We start from the raw sequence: 15,538 nt of genomic DNA, 5'->3' as shown, positions 1-15,538 counted from the left end.
ATATTTAGGCCAGGCGTATGGCCATCACGCCACCGACGATGGCGCAGGTGCCGATAAAGCGGCGCACGGTGAAGGCTTCTTTCAACAGCCAGCAACCAATCAGCACCGCGAACAGCACCGAGGTTTCACGCAGCGCTGCCACCGTGGCCACAGGTGCGCGTGTCATGGCCCATAGCGCAATGCCGTAGGAGCCCAGCGAGGCTAACGCGCCGCCGGTAGCCACCGGCCACCGGTGTTTGGCGTAGCCGGCCATGGCACGCCCGCGCCGCGCCATCATCAAAATGCCGAATGGCCAGCCGTCGAGCAGGAACAAAGTGGCAACGTACTGCAGCGCATTGCCGGAGGCCCGCACGCCCAGCGCATCCACCACGGTGTAGATCGCGATAATGACGGCGTTGACCAGCGCAAATCCGACCGCCTTGCGCGCGTGCAGCGCATGGCGGCTCAGGCCCAGCACCAGCACGCCGCTGCATATGCCCAGGATGCCGGCCCAGGCCAGCGGCGTCAAAGTTTCGCCCAGCGTGAAAGTGGCCGACAGCGCCACCAGCAGCGGCGCCACGCCGCGCATCAGCGGATAGGTAAGGCCCAAATCGCCGTGCTTGTAGGCCTGCGTGGTGGCGATGTAGTAACCGATATGGATCAGCACGGAAGCGCCGATAAAAGGCCAGGCCGCCACCGGCGGCAAACCCACCAGCAGCACCAGGGGTAAGGCCAGCACCGAGCCTATGAGGTGGATGACCGCCATATCCAGCGACTTGTCGGTGCTGGACTTGACCAGCGCGTTCCAGCCGGCATGCAGCAGCGCGCCGAACAACACGGCGCACAGCACCGGCCAGGTCAGGGCCAGGACCTCAGACGGCAAGCGAGGGCCTTGCGGCGGGGAGGGCGCAGCGCTGTGCCCGCGCCAGGAAGTGCGACAGCGGCGGCGTGACCTTGTTCTCCTCTTTGGCCAGGTCGTCCCACAGGCGCAACTTCACCGCATCTTCAGCGCCGGGCTGGGCCATGAAGCGAGCGGCTTCTTCAGCGGAGAAGATGCCGCCCTGCAGCAGCAAGCTGCGTTTGGAATCTACGGAGAGGGCGGAGTGATAGCCACGCCGTGCCGCGCACAGATACCGCTTGGCATCGACATGCAATTTGATGGCGTCCAGTACCTCGTCCGTAAACAGGCCGCGCAAAAAAGGTAATGCGCGGTACTGGTGAACGTCGTCCACACCACGCAGCGAGGGCGTCTCACCCAGGTCATGTAGCAAATGGCCGAGGTCGTGCAACAAGGCGGCAGTGACCAGCGCGTCACTCGCGCCTTCGGCTTCGCCCAGCGCCGCGGTCTGCAGCGCATGTTCGAGCTGCGTCACAGGCTCGCCGCTGTACTGCTCGCCACCGCGCTCGTTAAAAAGACGCTCGATATCCGCAAAAGTCAGAGCCATGGCATGGAGTAGGTTTTGAGATTCGTGAAACTCTTGATCGCTTCCTGCACGCCTTCTTTGTAGCCCAGGCCCGAGTCCTTGATGCCGCCAAAAGGCGTGAGCTCCAGCCGGTAGCCGGGCACTTCGCGCACATTGACCGTGCCGACGTGCAGCTCGCTCACAAAGCGGTTGATGTAGTCCATGCGGTTGGTGCACACCGCGCTTGAAAGGCCGTAGGCCGTGCCATTGGAAATCTGGATCGCTTCTTCAATGTTTTTGAAGCGGATCACGGGCGAGACCGGGCCGAAGGTCTCCTCACGAGCAACTGTCATCTGCGGCAAGACATGGTCAATCAGCGTAGGGGAGTAGAGCGCGCCGCGCCGCTTGTTGCCGGCGAGAAGTTTGGCGCCCTGGGCCACGGCTTCATTTACGCGCGACTCAAACAGCATGGCGGCCGGCTCGTCAATCACGGTGCCCATGTCGTTGGCCTTGTCGGCAGGGTCTCCGTATTTCCAGGCCAGTGTTTTGGCCAGCACCTGTTCGACAAATTCGCCGGCGACTGCCTCATGGACCATGAGCCGCTTGATGGCGGTGCAGCGCTGGCCTGAATTTTTATAGGACCCTTGCACGGCCAGTGTGGAGGCTTCGTCGATGTCGGCGTCTTCCATCACGATGATGGGATCGTTGCCGCCCAGCTCCAGCACCACGCGGCGGTAGCCGGCTTTCGAGGCGATGTATTTGCCGATGGCCACACCGCCGGTGAAGGTCACCAGGTCGACCAGCGGGTTGGTAATCAGCTCGTCGGCAATCTCGCGCGGATCGCCCGTCACCACGCTGAGCATTTCCGGCGGCAGCCCGGCTTCATACAGGATGTCGGCAAAGAGGATCGCCGAGAAAGGCACCTTCTCGGAAGGCTTGAGCACCATGCGGTTGTTGGTCGCAACGCTGGGCACCACCTTGTGCGCCACCTGGTTCATCGGGTGGTTGAAAGGCGTGATGGCGGTGATGGCGCCCAGCAACGGTGAGCGGTGGGTATAGACGCGTCGCTTCTTGCCATGCGGCGTCAGGTCACAGCTGAAGATCTGGCCGTCGTCCTTGAGAACCTCGGTCGCACCGAAGAGCAGCACGTCGCTGACGCGGCCGGCTTCATACATCGCGTCTTTCAGGCACAGGCCCGCTTCCGCGGTGATGAGATGGGCGACTTCAGACAGCCGCGACTGGATGATGGCGGCTGCGCGGTTGAGGATGGCGGCGCGTTCGTAGCGGGTGAGCTGCGGCTTGTACGCGTGCGCTTTGGCAAAGGTGTCCCGCACTTCCTCGAGCGTGGCCTTGGGAACGGTGCCGATACGCTTTTCGGTAAACGGGTTGAAGACGTCGATGGCACGCTCGCCACTTCGGTCTGCGCCAACCTTGCGGCCCGCCAGGCGCATGGCATTGAGCTGGTGGTCCTGAATGTACTGGTCAATCACGCTGCGGCTTTCGAGGTGAACATCAAGAGTCTGGCTTACTGGGCGTAGTTGAGCGCCAGGTCAAAGGCGTCAAAGTTGCGAAAACGCCGGCTGCGATCGAGCCCGGGCAACTCACGGTTAACAATCAGCGGTACGCGCTGCTCACTCATCCCGCCGTGCGAGCGCAGCGGCACTTCCAGCGCAGAGAGATCATGGCGCGAGGCTGACGTACCAATGACGGTGAAGCGCTCGGACACCGCCACGATGTCGCCGATGCGATCGGCCGGCAGTTCGAAACGCTCGGCGGCCTGCTCGCGGTTGAGCACCACTTCCATGCCTTTGAGCGCGGCCAACCGCTTGCGCGCCGCTTCAATGTTCGTGCCTTCCGGCAAATAGACCGTGGCGAAAGAGCCGAGGGCGCCATGGTGCACCACGTAAGGGTCGGTGATCGGAAGAATCACGCGCGCGACGCCGGCGCCCAGCCAGTTGTCGAACCAGTCCTGCAGGTAAACCACATCGGGTGTGCCATCCATGGCGACCTTGGCGTTCATGCCGTGGTCGGCTGTCAGCACGATGACGCAGCCCAGGTCGTCGAGCTGCTGCATATAGCCGTCCATCATTCGGTAGAACGAATTGGCGCCGTCGGTGCCGGGCGCATGCTTGTGCTGCACGTAGTCGGTGGTCGAGAGGTACATGACGTCGGGTTTGTACTTCTGCATGATCTTCACGCCGGCGGCAAATACAAACTCCGACAGATCGGCGCTGTACACGCTGGGCAGCGGTTGGCCCACCAGGCCCAGCACGTTTTCAATTCCGTTTTCTTCGAGCGTCACCTGGTCGGCCTTCTCGGACGAAAAGCAGATGCCCGTCATCTTGTGACCGAGAAGCTTGCGTAGCTTGTCCTTGGCCGTCACCACCGCCAGCGACTTGCCGGCGTCCGACAGCGCAGCCAGCAAAGTGGGCGCGCGCAGCCACTTGGGGTCGTTCATCATGACCTCGGTGCCGCTTGCCGTATCGAAGAGGTAGTTGCCACAAATGCCATGCACGCTGGGGGGCGCGCCCGTCACGATGGACAGGTTGTTCGGGTTGGTAAAACTGGGCACCACGCAGTCACCTGTCAGGCCCGACCCCAGCGCCAGGGTGCGCTTGAGCCAGGGCATATGGCCCGTAGCCACGGCCTGGGCAAGGTAATCGGGTTCACAACCGTCCACACATACCACCACAATGGGCTGGGTCGGCAGCTGGTACATGCGGCCGTTGACGGTCAGGTTGGTTTTTTTGTCAGCGACTGCCACGTTGGAGCCTTCCTTTGTCCATGTTTTTTTCTTTGCCTCTGGGGGAGCCGTCGTCGAGCAGATGCGCGGCCTTGGCCTGGGCCGTGCGGGAAGCCGGGCTGGCCTGCAGGCGCGCCTGGCGCCGCAAGTCGTTCTCAATCGTGCGCTCCTTGCTTTCGATCACATGGTCGTACATGGCACGGCCTGCGACATCCGCGTCACCGGAAGCGATCGCCTTGACAATCTGCCGGTGCTCATTGGCCGAGATCGGCATGAGCCACCCGTCGGCGAGATTCAGGCGCCGAAACAGTGACAGCTCCTTGATGAGCTTGCGATAGATAGCCGTGAGCTTGCTGTTGCCAGCCATCTCCACCAGCCGGTCGTGAAATTTCAGGTTGAGCAGGTGGTAGTTGTAAGCGTCTTCCGCCTTGACGGATTTTTCCATCGAGTCGACGAGGCCCCTGATTTCCTTCAACTGCGCCGGCGTGATGTTCCTTGCAAGCTGGCGCCCCACAAGCTCGTCCATCGCGGCGCGCAGATCGAAAATCTCGACGGCTTCCTCAATGGGGATATCGCGCACAAAGACGCCGCGATTTTTTTCATTGCGCACCAGGCCGGCCTCCTCCAGCATGCGGAAGGCTTCACGGACCGGGCCGCGCGAGACGCCCATCTTTTCGGCCAGCGCAGCCTCAATGAGCTTGCTGCCCGGTTCGTATTCGCCAACAAGAATGGCTCGCTCGATTTCCTGCTGCACCACCGTGGTGAGTGAACTGGTCTGCAGCAGCGCGATAGTGGGATGAAACACGGCATTCATGCCCTGCATTGAAGCACAAAACCCAGGATTGTCAACAATCTGCAAAAAACAATTGACAAGATAAAAGGGGCGGCGTTAAATAAATATTGAGCTGGGTTGACATGACCTGAACACAGGTTGTGTCATCGCAGTGTCATTGCCCCGACACGAACAGGTCACAACATTGCAGGTTTTCCACAAAGGACTTTTTATGCAGCTGGCTACCCACCTCAAATCCCTGCCAAAGGCGATCGCCCTGACCGGTTTGCTCGGCCTGTTGGCCGTCTCTACCGGGGCATTCGCGCAAAAAACCCAGCTGCTGGTTTACACCGCACTTGAAACCGATCAGCTCAAGGCCTACCAGGAAGGCTTTAACAAGGTCAACCCCGACATCGAAATCAAATGGGTCCGTGACTCGACGGGTGTGATCACTGCCAAGCTGCTCGCCGAAAAATCCAACCCGCAAGCCGATGCCGTGATGGGCGTGGCCGCCTCCAGCCTGGCCCTGCTCGACAAGCAGGGCATGCTCGAACCGTATGCGCCGATCAATCTTGACGGCATCATGAGCCAGTACCGTGACAAGAAGAAGGTCCCCGCCTGGTTCGGCATGGACGTGTGGGGCGCCACAGTGTGCTTCAACACCGTTGAAGCCAAGAAGAAAAACATTCCAACGCCCGAGACCTGGCAAGACCTGACCAAGCCCATTTACAAAGGCCAGGTCGTCATGCCCAACCCCGCCTCCAGCGGCACTGGCTACTTCGATGTAACGGCATGGCTCACGCTTTTCGGCGACAAGGACGGCAAGGGTGGCGGCTGGAAATACATGGACGCCCTGCACGAAAACATCGCGCAGTACACCCACTCTGGCTCCAAGCCCTGCAACATGGCTGCCTCCGGCGAGTTCCTGGCCGGCATTTCATTTGAGTACCGCGGCAATGCCAACAAGGCCAAGGGCGCGCCGATTGATCTCGTGTTTCCCAAGGAAGGCCTCGGCTGGGACCTGGAAGCCTTTGCGATCCATAAGGGCACCAAAAAGCTCGACGCCGTCAAGAAACTGGCCGACTGGGCTTCGAGCAAGGACGCGATGATGCTGTATGGCAAGAACTTTGCCATCACGGCTCAGCCGGGCCTTGCGCCACCGCTGGCCAATGTGCCTAAAGACTATGAGTCACGCCTCGTGAAGATGGACTTCAACTGGGCAGCGGACAACCGCGAGCGCATTCTTGCCGAGTGGACCAAACGCTATAACTCCAAAACCGAGAAGAAGTAGCCCCCTGTAGGCGGCCTGGCGGCCGCCTCTCCCCCTCAGGGGGACAGCCGCTGTGGCCCGGCGAAGCCGGTTCCACGCGGCTGCTTGCACTGCATACGTTTTTTGCATCGCGTCCAGTACATCGGCTGTAGCCAAGGCATTACCCCAGGCATGAACAACGACACCTTTCTGAACCTGCGCCACATCCGCAAGGAGTTTGGTGCTTTCACTGCGCTGCAAGACATCAACCTGGACATCCGCAAGGGCGAGTTTGTTTGTTTTCTGGGGCCTTCGGGTTGTGGCAAGACGACGCTGCTGCGAATCATTGCGGGGCTGGAGGTGCAAACCTCGGGAGAAGTGCACCAGGCAGGGCGGGACATTTCACGCTTGCCACCGGCGTTGCGCGATTACGGGATTGTGTTTCAGAGTTATGCCTTGTTTCCCAATTTGAGTGTGGCTGACAACGTGGCTTATGGGTTGGTGAATCGCAAGGCACCGAAGGCTGAGGCGGCCAAACGTGTGAGCGAGCTGGTCAAGCTGGTGGGTTTGCCGGGCAGTGAGGCGAAGTATCCCAGCCAGTTGTCGGGCGGCCAGCAGCAGCGCATTGCCTTGGCGCGTGCATTGGCCACATCGCCGGGCTTGCTGTTGCTGGATGAGCCTCTTTCGGCGCTTGACGCGCTGGAGCGGGTGCGTCTGCGATCAGAAATCCGTGCGCTGCAGCAGAAGCTGGGTGTGACCACCATCATGGTGACGCACGACCAGGAAGAGGCCTTGAGCGTAGCCGACCGCATCGTGGTGATGAACCACGGGCTCATTGAGCAGGTCGGCACGCCGATGGAGATTTACCGTGAACCGGCTTCGCCTTTCGTCGCCGACTTCGTAGGCAAAGTCAATGTGATGCCGGTGCGCGTGAGTGGTGGCGAGATGAAGTTCGGCGCGCTGTGCCTGCCCTGCGATGGCGCCGACCGCGACGCCAAAATCTATTTGCGGCCCGAAGACGTGCTGGCCCGGCCAATTGCCGCCGGCGACGCCCATGTGTTTGACGCCACCATTGAGAAGATCGAGTTCCTGGGTTCCTTCTGCCACGTGCACGTGGCCTCGCCCGCGCTGGGCGGCCACAAGCTCACGGTCTACCTTTCGCTCAATTTCCTTTCCGAGCAATCATTGCAGATCGGCTCATCGCTGCCGCTGAAGCTGCTGCCCGAGCGCATCAAGGTGTTCTGATGCCGGTGTTCACCCCTCCTGCGCCCATCGTGGTGCGCCAGCAAGCGCACTGGATTGACCACCTGGCCTACGTGGCGCTTGCACTTGTAGCTATTGTTTTAATAGCATTCCTGGCGGCACCGCTGCTGGCGATCCTTCAACAGGCTTTGCTAGGCAGAACCGGCGACTTTGTCTGGTTCGACAACTTTATCGATTACGCCAAAACCCCGGCATTGCTGGAAAGCCTCTGGAACAGCCTCTGGGTGTCGATCGCCGTCACGCTGATTGCCGTGCCGCTGGCTTTCGGCTTTGCGTATGCGCTGACGCGCTCCTGCATGCAGTACAAGGCGCTGTTTCGCGGCATCACGCTGATCCCGCTGCTGGCCCCCTCGCTGTTATCGGCCATCTCCCTGATCTACTGGTTCGGCAACCAGGGCGTGCTCAAGGGCTGGATGCAAAGAGTGGGCATCGAGCAGATCTACGGCGCCCCCGGCATTGTGGTGGCCGAATGCTTTGCCGTGTTTCCACATGCACTGATGATCCTCGTCACGGCGCTCAGCCTTTCGGATGCACGTCTGTATGAAGCCGCCAACGCCATGGGCACCAGCGCCAGGCGCAAGTTCTTCACCATCACATTGCCGGGCGCCAAGTACGGCCTGATCTCGGCCGCGCTCGTCACTTTCACGCTGGTGATGACCGACTTCGGCATCCCCAAAGTAATTGGCGGTAACTTCAATGTGCTGGCCACCGACGTGTTCAAGCTGGTCATCGGCCAGCAGGACTTCGCCAAAGGCGCGGTCGTAGCCATCTTACTGCTGGCGCCTGCCGTGCTGACCTTCGCGGTCGACAAATACGTCAGCAAGCGGCAGACCGCCATGCTGACGGCGCGGGCCGTGCCCTACCGGCCCACGCCTTCGCGCGGCTATGACTGGGTCATGACCTTGTATTGCTGCGCCATCGCCTTCCTGGTGCTGGCCATGCTGGGCATGGCGGTGTTCGCCTCCTTCGCCAGCTTCTGGCCCTACAACCTTGCGCCCAGCCTCAGGCACTACACGCTGGGACTGGTCGATGCCGAAGTCGGCGTCGGCTTTGTCAACAGCCTGAAGATGGCCGCGGGCACCGCTTTCTTCGGCACGGCGCTGGTGTTCGTCAGCGCCTACTTGCTGGAAAAAACCAAGGGCATGGACGGCCTGCGCGGCTTTGTGCGCATGCTGGCCATGCTGCCCATGGCGGTGCCCGGCCTGGTGCTGGGCCTGGGCTACATCTTCTTTTTCAATGCGCCCGACAACCCGCTGAATGGCCTGTACCACACGTTGGCGCTGCTCACCTTGTGTACCATCGTGCACTTCTATACCACCAGCCATCTGACAGCGGTGACGGCGCTCAAGGCGCTGGATGGCGAGTTCGAAGCAGTCAGCGCTTCCCTCAAGGTGCCTTTCTTCAAGACCTTCTGGCGCGTCACCCTGCCGATCTGCACGCCGGCGCTGGTCGACATCGCACGCTACTTTTTCATCAACGCCATGACGACGATTTCCGCCGTCGTCTTTCTTTACTCACCAGAAACCAAGGTGGCGTCCATTGCCATCCTGAACCTTGACGAAGCCGGCGAAATGGGCGCTGCGGCTGCCATGGCCGTGCTGATTGGTGTTGCATCGACGATTGCAACGCTGCTGTTCATGGCGCTGGCCTGGTGGATCAACCGCCGCACACAAGCGTGGCGAAGCGGCGAACGCTGACACCGGTATGCAAGACACCCGCAACATCCGCATGCTGACGCGCTACACGGCCTGGGCGAACGATCGCCTCCTCAAGGCTCTCGGCCAGTTGCCGCCCGGCGAGGTGACAGCGCCGCGTGCGACCTCCTTCGGCAACATGATCCGCACACTGAACCACGCCTATGTGGTGGATTTGATCTGGCAGGCCCACCTGGAAGGCCGGCCGCACGGCTTCACCTCCCGCAATACCGACGCAACGCCGACCCTCGCGCAGTTGCAAGAGCAGCAACAGGGGCTCGACGGCTGGTATATCCGGTACGCAGACGGCCTGACTGCCCCCACGCAAAGCGAAATAGTGCATTTCAACTTTGTCGACGGCGGCAAAGGCGCCATGACCCGCGGCGACATGCTGCTGCACATCGTCAACCACAAGACGTTTCACCGGGGTTATGTAGCCGACATGATGTACCAGGTACCGGCGCGGCCGCCCAGCATGGACTTGCCGGTTTTCCTGCGCGACGCTGCCCCGGACCTGAGTTGACCCTGAGTTGAACCGAGTCGAGACAACCCCCTCCACCAAAAATAAAGAGACACCATGGACAGAGACAAAATCCTGCTGACTCCCGGCCCGCTGACCACCACCCTGCGCACCAAGCTCGCGATGCTGAAAGACTGGGGTTCCTGGGACAGCGACTTCAACGCGGTCACGGCCAGCGTGCGCAAAAGTCTGCTGGCAGTCATCCACGGGCAGGATTCGCACGTCGTGGTACCCCTGCAGGGCAGCGGCACCTTCAGTGTGGAGGCGGCCGTAGCCACCGTAGTGCCCAAAGACGGCCATGTGCTGGTGATGGACAACGGCGCCTATTGCAAACGCGCGGCCAGGCTCACCACGCTGATGGGCCGGCGCTGCACCGTGATGCCTTTTGACGAAGCGGCGCAGGTGTCGCCCGCGGCGCTTGATGAAAAACTCAAGGCCGACACCAGCATCACGCACGTCATGCTGATCCACTGCGAAACCGGGGCGGGTGTGCTCAATCCGCTGCAAGAGGTTGCCGACGTCTGCAAGGCCCATGGCAAAGGTTTGCTGGTGGATGCGATGAGCTCCTTCGCCGCCATCGAAATCGATGCACGCAAGGTGCAGTTCGATGCGCTGGTGGCCGCCAGTGGCAAATGCCTCGAAGGCGTACCCGGCATGGGCTTTGTGTTTATCCGCAAAGCCATCCTCGACGGCTGCGCGGGCCGCAGCCAGTCGCTGGCCATGGACCTGCACGACCAGTACGTCTACATGGAAAAAACCACGCAGTGGCGCTTTACCCCGCCCACCCATGTGGTGGTGGCGCTGGCTGAGGCCATTGCCCAGTTTGAAGAAGAGGGCGGCCAGCCTGCACGCCTGGCCCGCTATGAAAGCAACTACCGCACGCTGATTGCAGGCATGGCCAAACTCGGCTTCAAGCCCTTCCTGGATCCGGCCATCCAGGCCCCCATCATCGTGACCTTTCACGCACCGGCCGACAGCCGCTATGACTTCAAAAAGTTTTATGCCGCAGCGCGCGATCGCGGCTTTGTCCTATACCCAGGCAAGCTGACCCAAGTGGAAACTTTCCGGGTCGGCTGCATAGGCGCCATAGGCCCGAACGAAATGGCGCAGGCGGTGCAGGCCGTGGCAGGTGCGTTGCAGGACATGGGCATCACGTCCGCCATGCCAGCCGCCTGAACAAAGAACCCACGGTCTAGGTCGTAGACTTGGCAGTTTGTCTTTACCAGCAGGAGCCGTGGAACCGGCTTTGCCGGGCCACAGGCGGGCGGCCCCCTCGGGGGGCAGGGAGCTACACGAAGTGAGCGACCGTGGGGGCCCTTTTCTAGCGTGGGGGCCTAATGAAATCGGCGAAATGCTTCGGAGGGAAGTTCGCCAAACATTTGCTGGTAGTCGTGCGCGAAATGACCAAAATGCCAAAACCCCAGGTCCGTTGCAGCCGCCGTCACCGAGGTGGCGGTCTTCAATGCCTGCCTGGCGGCGTTCAGTCGTACGGCGCGCAGGTAAGCCAGCGGGCTGATGCCCAGCGCCGTCTGAAAACCGTTTTGCAGCGTCCGTCGGCTCACGCCCAGCTGCTCACACAGCGCCAGCACGGTGGGCGGCTGATCGAGCTGCGCATGCACCAGCTCGCGTGCGCGCCGCGTCAGCGTCCAGTGTCCATGGGTGCCTACAGCGTCCGCGCTACCCGTCGGCGCAAGAACGCGGCCGAGCTGCTCCATCACGCTGTCGAGCATCGCGGCCTGGACGGCGGGGGACTGCAGCAGCGCCGGTGCGGCCTCCACCGTATCCAGAACCCCCGTGAGGCATTGCCTGAGACCTGCCTGGGCCGCGCCGTCCAGCCGGCGCAGGCCGGCCTGTGCGCCGAGCCGGGCGTGCAGCGCCGGGTCATGCTCACTGCAGCGGCGCCAAGCCGCCTCGTCCAGCTCCAGCCCGAGCATCACATGGCGCCGGGAGGAGCGGAACTCAAAACCCGACACTCCCGAAAACACATGCAGCGCCCCCGCATCGCTGGGCGCGCCGCAAAACACACTGGGCCCTTCGACCTGCAACGGCAGCCCCAGGGCCAATGCACCGTTACGGATCTGGCCAGTCTGGTAAACCGATTCCCGCAGGCTTTCCACAAAGAGGCGCAAACCCGCGAATTCCAGTTGCCGCACCTCTCCGCCAAAGGCGCCGCGCGAAAGCTGCAGATAACTCTGGTTCCAGCCCGTGAGTGCCGCTGCCTGCTCATCCGCGTCGGCGAACGACGCGCGGGACAGCAGCGCCGGTGGGACCGGCTGGGCAGAGTCGGAGGGATGTGCCATCGCCGCATTCTTGCAGGATTCGTGCCGCACGCAAGCTACGCTTTGAAACAGTTCGGCTTACTTCCGACCCTTTGGCCGGCAACCCTCGCGCGCAATTTGCCGAAATGGGATTTCAGCGCGCCCACCGCCGCCCTACGATGCAAAACAGCCCCACCGGGCCATCAACCTTGCAACCTATAGGGAGCCACCATGTCAGAACGTTCCAGCGTCCAGTACGCGAAAGTCGACGGCAGCTATTTTGAGAAGAGGGGGCTCAGACGCTACGCCGGCGTCTGGTCGCTCTGGGCGCTCGGGGTGGGCGCAGTGATTTCCGGCCACTTCGCCGGCTGGAACCTGGGCCTGGCCAACGGCTGGGGCAGTATGCTGCTGGCCACCATCATCATTTCCGTGATGTACCTGGGGCTGACCTTCTCGCTGGCCGAAATGTCGCCCGCGCTGCCCCATACCGGTGGTGCCTATTCCTTCGCGCGCACCGCCATGGGGCCCTGGGGCGGCTTTCTGACCGGGCTGGCCGAGAACGTGGAATACGTGCTGACGCCCGCCGTCATCGTGTTTTTCATCGGCAGCTACATGGGCAGCATCTTCGGCACGCCGCCGACCTGGCAGCCTTTGTGGTGGATCGGTTTTTACATCGTCTTCATCGGCCTGAACGTCATCGGTGTCGAGCTGTCGTTCAAGATCACGCTGGCCGTCACGTTGCTGGCGCTGGCCTGCCTGGTGGCATTCTGGGTCAGCGCCCTCCCCAAGATCGACTTCGCGCGCTGGGCCATGAATGTGGGCGCCGGTGGCGCGGTGCTGCCCGAAGGCAAGGGCCCTTTCCTGCCACTGGGCCTGACCGGGGTGCTGGCATCGCTGCCCTTCGCGGTGTGGCTGTTTCTGGCGATCGAGCAGCTGCCGCTGGCGGCTGAAGAGTCGGTCGATCCGCGCCGCGACATGCCGCGCGGCATCATCGCCGGCATCTTCACGCTCATCCTCTCGGCCTTCATGATTTTGTGGCTCAACCCGTCTGTCGCGGGCATCGGCTCACACGCGCTCAGCACCTCAGCCGAGCCGCTGCTCGACGGCTTCAAGGCCATTTACGGAACAGGTATTGCCAAAGTGCTGGCACTGATCGCCGTGCTGGGGCTGGTGGCGAGCTTTCACACCATCATCTTTGCCAAGGGCCGGCAGATCTATTCGCTGAGCCGGGCCGGCTACTTCCCCTCGGCGCTGTCGGTCACCCACGGCAGCCGCAAGACACCGCACATCGCCATGATCGTCGGCTCCGTGGTGGCGCTGGTAGTCATGTTCGTGCTGTGGTTCACCCTGGGCGTAGACAAGGGCTCAGCCGTGATTGGCGGCACCCTGCTGAACATGGCGGTGTTCGGCGCCATGTTTTCCTACGTGATGCAGGCGCTGTCATTCATCCGCCTGCGCAGCAAGCTGCCCCATATGGAGCGCCCTTACCGCAGCCCCCTGGGCGTGGCAGGCGCCGTGCTGACCCTGCTCATCGCGATCGTCACCATTTATTTTCAGCTCAGCGATCCCATCTACCGCGTTGGCGTGCTCTGGGTCGCACTGTGGTTTGCCATCGGCATCAGCTACTTCGCGGTGATGGGCCGGCACCGGCTGATCCTCTCGCCGGAAGAAGAATTTGCGATTGGCCTGGCCGAAAAAGGCGCAACCAGCGCTCACCCCTGAAACCACCAGGCACCATCACCATGCCCCTCAAAAAATCCAGGTCCACCGCATCCCATCCAGCGCTGGAGGTGCTGCGCAAGTCAGGCGCCAACAAGATGAAGGTCGCCGTCAGTGACATCGACGGCGTGCTGCGCGGCAAGTACCTGCACAAAGACAAGTTCTTCGGCGCAGCCGAACCCTACCCCGCCGGAGGCTTTGGATTTTGCGACGTGGTCCTTGGCTGGGACATGATGGACAACTGCTACGACAACACCACGGTGACGGGCTGGCAGCATGGTTTTCCGGATGCGCTGGCGCGGCTGGACCTCGCCACCACGCGCCACGTGCCCTGGGACAACAACGTTCCCTTTGTGCTGGGTGAGTTCGTCAATGCCGACGGCACGCCGCATGCGGTGTGTCCGCGCCAGACGCTCAAGCGCGTACTCAAGCGTGCCGAAAAGATGGGCGTCATGCCCATGACAGGCATGGAGTTCGAATGGTTCAACTTCCTGGAAACGCCCCACAGCTGGGCCGCCAAAAACGGCGTGGGCGCCGAGAAGCTCACGCCCGGCATGTTCGGCTATTCGCTGCTGCGCATGAACCAGAACAAGGACTTCTTCAACGCCATCATGGACGAGATGCTGGCCTTCGGCATTCCGATTGAAGGCCTGCACACCGAAACCGGCCCGGGCGTGTACGAAGTCGCCATCGGCTTCAGCGAAGCGCTTGAGCAGGCCGACCGCGCCATCCTGTTCAAGACCGGCGCCAAGGAGATCGGGTCGCGCTTCGGCATCATGCCCAGCTTCATGGCCAAGCCCCACCAGCAGCTGCCCGGCTGCAGCGGCCACATCCACCAGAGCCTGTCCGACGGCAAGACCAACCTCTTCTACGACGCGAAGAACCCGCGCAAGATGAGCAAGCTGTTTGAGAGCTACGTGGCCGGCCAGGTCGCCTGCATGATGGAGTTCGGCCCCATGATCTGGCCCACCATCAACAGCTACAAGCGCCTGGTCGACGGCTTCTGGGCGCCCGTCAAACCCACCTGGGGCATGGACAACCGCACGGCGAGCTTTCGCGTGATTGCCGGCAGCCCCAAGGCTACCCGGCTGGAGACCCGCTGCCCCGGCGCCGACGTGAACCCTTACCTGGCGATGGCCGCGGTGATTGCCGCCGGCCTGCATGGCGTTGAAAAAGGCCTGAAACTGGGCGCACCCATCACCGGCACCAACAGCGGCGCCGAACACATCCCGCGCGCGCCGCGCACCCTGATCGAAACCACCCGGATTTTCCAGAAATCAGCCATCGCCCGCGACTGGCTGGGCGATACTTTCGTGGATCACTTCGCCGCCACGCGCGAGTGGGAATGGCGGCAATGGCTGGACGCCGTGACCGACTGGGAAATGAAACGCTATTTTGAAATCATCTGATGCAGATTCGCCGACTTGAGGTTTCCGATTCACCGGTATACCGGGAGCTTCGCCTGCGCGGCCTGCGCGAACACCCCGACGCCTTCACTTCCAGCTTTGAAGAAGAAAGCCAGCGTTCGCCAGCAGAAACTGAAAAGCGGCTTTCACCCGCCTCGGACACTGCGATGTGGGGCGCGTTCGTCGACGGCACGCTGGCCGGTGTCGTCGGCATGACGCGCGAGACACGGCTCAAGAACCGCCACAAAGCCACGCTGGTTGCCATGTATGTCGCGCCTGAGTACGGCGGCCAGGGCCTGGGTCTGGCCCTGGTCAATAACGTGGTTCAAACCGCCAGGATCGCCGGCGTTGAACTGCTGGTCCTCACCGTGACCGACACCAATCGGCAGGCGGCGGCCCTCTATGCCCGCGCCGGCTTTGCGCCTTTCGGTGTCGAGCCCGACGCCATCCGCGTGAACGGCGTACCGTTCGGCAAGCAACACATGTACCTGCAACTGACTTCCGCCATTCCGGCCAACTGAATCCTCAAGCC

The 15,538-nt window shown here is 62.0% G+C and carries 14 protein-coding genes; 8 read left to right on the top strand and 6 right to left on the bottom strand.

Annotated elements, in window-relative coordinates; genetic code table 11:
• Nucleotides 1-4: 4 nt before the first annotated feature.
• The 5 genes from ACQ4MS_RS10185 to ACQ4MS_RS10165 all read right to left on the bottom strand — a co-directional run bounded on the left by ACQ4MS_RS10185 (nt 5) and on the right by ACQ4MS_RS10165 (nt 4,939).
• Complete coding sequence (locus tag ACQ4MS_RS10185) at nt 5-862, bottom strand: EamA family transporter (RefSeq protein WP_431099389.1); 858 nt, start codon at nt 860-862, stop codon at nt 5-7.
• A complete protein-coding gene (locus ACQ4MS_RS10180; RefSeq protein WP_431099388.1) occupies nt 852-1,424 on the bottom strand; it encodes a phosphonate degradation HD-domain oxygenase in 573 nt (190 codons plus the stop codon). The genes ACQ4MS_RS10185 and ACQ4MS_RS10180 overlap by 11 nt, the downstream gene beginning before the upstream one ends.
• Nucleotides 1,415-2,833 (bottom strand): phosphonoacetaldehyde dehydrogenase, encoded by a 1,419-nt coding sequence (phnY, locus tag ACQ4MS_RS10175; RefSeq protein WP_431099567.1) that lies wholly within the window; start codon nt 2,831-2,833, stop codon nt 1,415-1,417. Before phnY ends, ACQ4MS_RS10180 begins: the two co-directional genes overlap by 10 nt.
• 74 nt (nt 2,834-2,907) lie before the next feature.
• Complete coding sequence (gene phnA, locus ACQ4MS_RS10170; RefSeq protein WP_431099387.1) at nt 2,908-4,146, bottom strand: phosphonoacetate hydrolase; 1,239 nt, start codon at nt 4,144-4,146, stop codon at nt 2,908-2,910.
• Nucleotides 4,133-4,939 (bottom strand): phosphonate utilization associated transcriptional regulator, encoded by an 807-nt coding sequence (locus ACQ4MS_RS10165; RefSeq protein WP_431099386.1) that lies wholly within the window; start codon nt 4,937-4,939, stop codon nt 4,133-4,135. The genes phnA and ACQ4MS_RS10165 overlap by 14 nt, the downstream gene beginning before the upstream one ends.
• Nucleotides 4,940-5,129: 190 nt before the next feature.
• Here ACQ4MS_RS10165 and ACQ4MS_RS10160 point away from each other — a divergent pair, with 190 nt between their 5' ends.
• From ACQ4MS_RS10160 to ACQ4MS_RS10140, 5 genes are all read left to right on the top strand, one after another.
• A complete protein-coding gene (locus tag ACQ4MS_RS10160) occupies nt 5,130-6,188 on the top strand; it encodes a putative 2-aminoethylphosphonate ABC transporter substrate-binding protein (RefSeq protein WP_431099385.1) in 1,059 nt (352 codons plus the stop codon).
• 150 nt (nt 6,189-6,338) lie between these two features.
• Nucleotides 6,339-7,391, top strand: coding sequence for a putative 2-aminoethylphosphonate ABC transporter ATP-binding protein (locus tag ACQ4MS_RS10155; RefSeq protein WP_431099384.1), 1,053 nt, complete (start codon nt 6,339-6,341; stop codon nt 7,389-7,391).
• Nucleotides 7,391-9,106 carry a putative 2-aminoethylphosphonate ABC transporter permease subunit gene (locus tag ACQ4MS_RS10150; protein WP_431099383.1) on the top strand — a complete coding sequence of 572 codons (1,716 nt, stop codon included), beginning with the start codon at nt 7,391-7,393 and terminating at the stop codon, nt 9,104-9,106. The genes ACQ4MS_RS10155 and ACQ4MS_RS10150 overlap by 1 nt, the downstream gene beginning before the upstream one ends.
• Nucleotides 9,107-9,113: 7 nt before the next feature.
• The gene (locus tag ACQ4MS_RS10145) at nt 9,114-9,626 is read left to right on the top strand and encodes a DinB family protein (protein ID WP_431099382.1); all 513 of its coding nucleotides are present in this window, start codon (nt 9,114-9,116) and stop codon (nt 9,624-9,626) included.
• A gap of 54 nt (nt 9,627-9,680) precedes the next feature.
• A complete protein-coding gene (locus tag ACQ4MS_RS10140; RefSeq protein ID WP_431099381.1) occupies nt 9,681-10,799 on the top strand; it encodes a 2-aminoethylphosphonate--pyruvate transaminase in 1,119 nt (372 codons plus the stop codon).
• A gap of 158 nt (nt 10,800-10,957) precedes the next feature.
• Here ACQ4MS_RS10140 and ACQ4MS_RS10135 read toward each other — a convergent pair whose 3' ends face one another.
• Complete coding sequence (locus tag ACQ4MS_RS10135) at nt 10,958-11,923, bottom strand: helix-turn-helix domain-containing protein (RefSeq protein WP_431099380.1); 966 nt, start codon at nt 11,921-11,923, stop codon at nt 10,958-10,960.
• 189 nt (nt 11,924-12,112) lie between these two features.
• Here ACQ4MS_RS10135 and ACQ4MS_RS10130 point away from each other — a divergent pair, with 189 nt between their 5' ends.
• The 3 genes from ACQ4MS_RS10130 to ACQ4MS_RS10120 are packed head-to-tail and all read left to right on the top strand — an operon-like array spanning nt 12,113 to nt 15,527.
• The gene (locus tag ACQ4MS_RS10130) at nt 12,113-13,603 is read left to right on the top strand and encodes an amino acid permease (RefSeq protein ID WP_431099379.1); all 1,491 of its coding nucleotides are present in this window, start codon (nt 12,113-12,115) and stop codon (nt 13,601-13,603) included.
• Nucleotides 13,604-13,623: 20 nt separating this feature from the next.
• Nucleotides 13,624-15,009: a glutamine synthetase family protein gene (locus tag ACQ4MS_RS10125; protein WP_431099378.1), complete on the top strand. Its 1,386-nt coding sequence runs from the start codon at nt 13,624-13,626 to the stop codon at nt 15,007-15,009.
• A complete protein-coding gene (locus tag ACQ4MS_RS10120) occupies nt 15,009-15,527 on the top strand; it encodes a GNAT family N-acetyltransferase (protein ID WP_431099377.1) in 519 nt (172 codons plus the stop codon). Before ACQ4MS_RS10125 ends, ACQ4MS_RS10120 begins: the two co-directional genes overlap by 1 nt.
• Nucleotides 15,528-15,538 lie beyond the last annotated feature (11 nt).

Source organism: Polaromonas aquatica (assembly GCF_050626995.1).
Classification (GTDB): Bacteria; Pseudomonadota; Gammaproteobacteria; order Burkholderiales; family Burkholderiaceae_C; genus Polaromonas; species Polaromonas aquatica_A.
This window is presented reverse-complemented; position numbering and strand designations above follow the sequence as displayed.

Excerpts from the sequence above, each read along its gene's own strand:
- ACQ4MS_RS10180 (WP_431099388.1), bottom strand. The coding sequence starts at position 1,424 with ATGGCTCTGACTTTTGCGGATATCGAGCGTCTTTTTAACGAGCGCGGT.
- phnY (WP_431099567.1), bottom strand. The coding sequence starts at position 2,833 with ATGCGCCTGGCGGGCCGCAAGGTTGGCGCAGACCGAAGTGGCGAGCGT.
- ACQ4MS_RS10165 (WP_431099386.1), bottom strand. The coding sequence starts at position 4,939 with ATGAATGCCGTGTTTCATCCCACTATCGCGCTGCTGCAGACCAGTTCA.
- ACQ4MS_RS10160 (WP_431099385.1), top strand. The coding sequence starts at position 5,130 with ATGCAGCTGGCTACCCACCTCAAATCCCTGCCAAAGGCGATCGCCCTG.
- ACQ4MS_RS10155 (WP_431099384.1), top strand. The coding sequence starts at position 6,339 with ATGAACAACGACACCTTTCTGAACCTGCGCCACATCCGCAAGGAGTTT.
- ACQ4MS_RS10150 (WP_431099383.1), top strand. The coding sequence starts at position 7,391 with ATGCCGGTGTTCACCCCTCCTGCGCCCATCGTGGTGCGCCAGCAAGCG.
- ACQ4MS_RS10145 (WP_431099382.1), top strand. The coding sequence starts at position 9,114 with ATGCAAGACACCCGCAACATCCGCATGCTGACGCGCTACACGGCCTGG.
- ACQ4MS_RS10140 (WP_431099381.1), top strand. The coding sequence starts at position 9,681 with ATGGACAGAGACAAAATCCTGCTGACTCCCGGCCCGCTGACCACCACC.
- ACQ4MS_RS10135 (WP_431099380.1), bottom strand. The coding sequence starts at position 11,923 with ATGGCACATCCCTCCGACTCTGCCCAGCCGGTCCCACCGGCGCTGCTG.
- ACQ4MS_RS10130 (WP_431099379.1), top strand. The coding sequence starts at position 12,113 with ATGTCAGAACGTTCCAGCGTCCAGTACGCGAAAGTCGACGGCAGCTAT.
- ACQ4MS_RS10125 (WP_431099378.1), top strand. The coding sequence starts at position 13,624 with ATGCCCCTCAAAAAATCCAGGTCCACCGCATCCCATCCAGCGCTGGAG.
- ACQ4MS_RS10120 (WP_431099377.1), top strand. The coding sequence starts at position 15,009 with ATGCAGATTCGCCGACTTGAGGTTTCCGATTCACCGGTATACCGGGAG.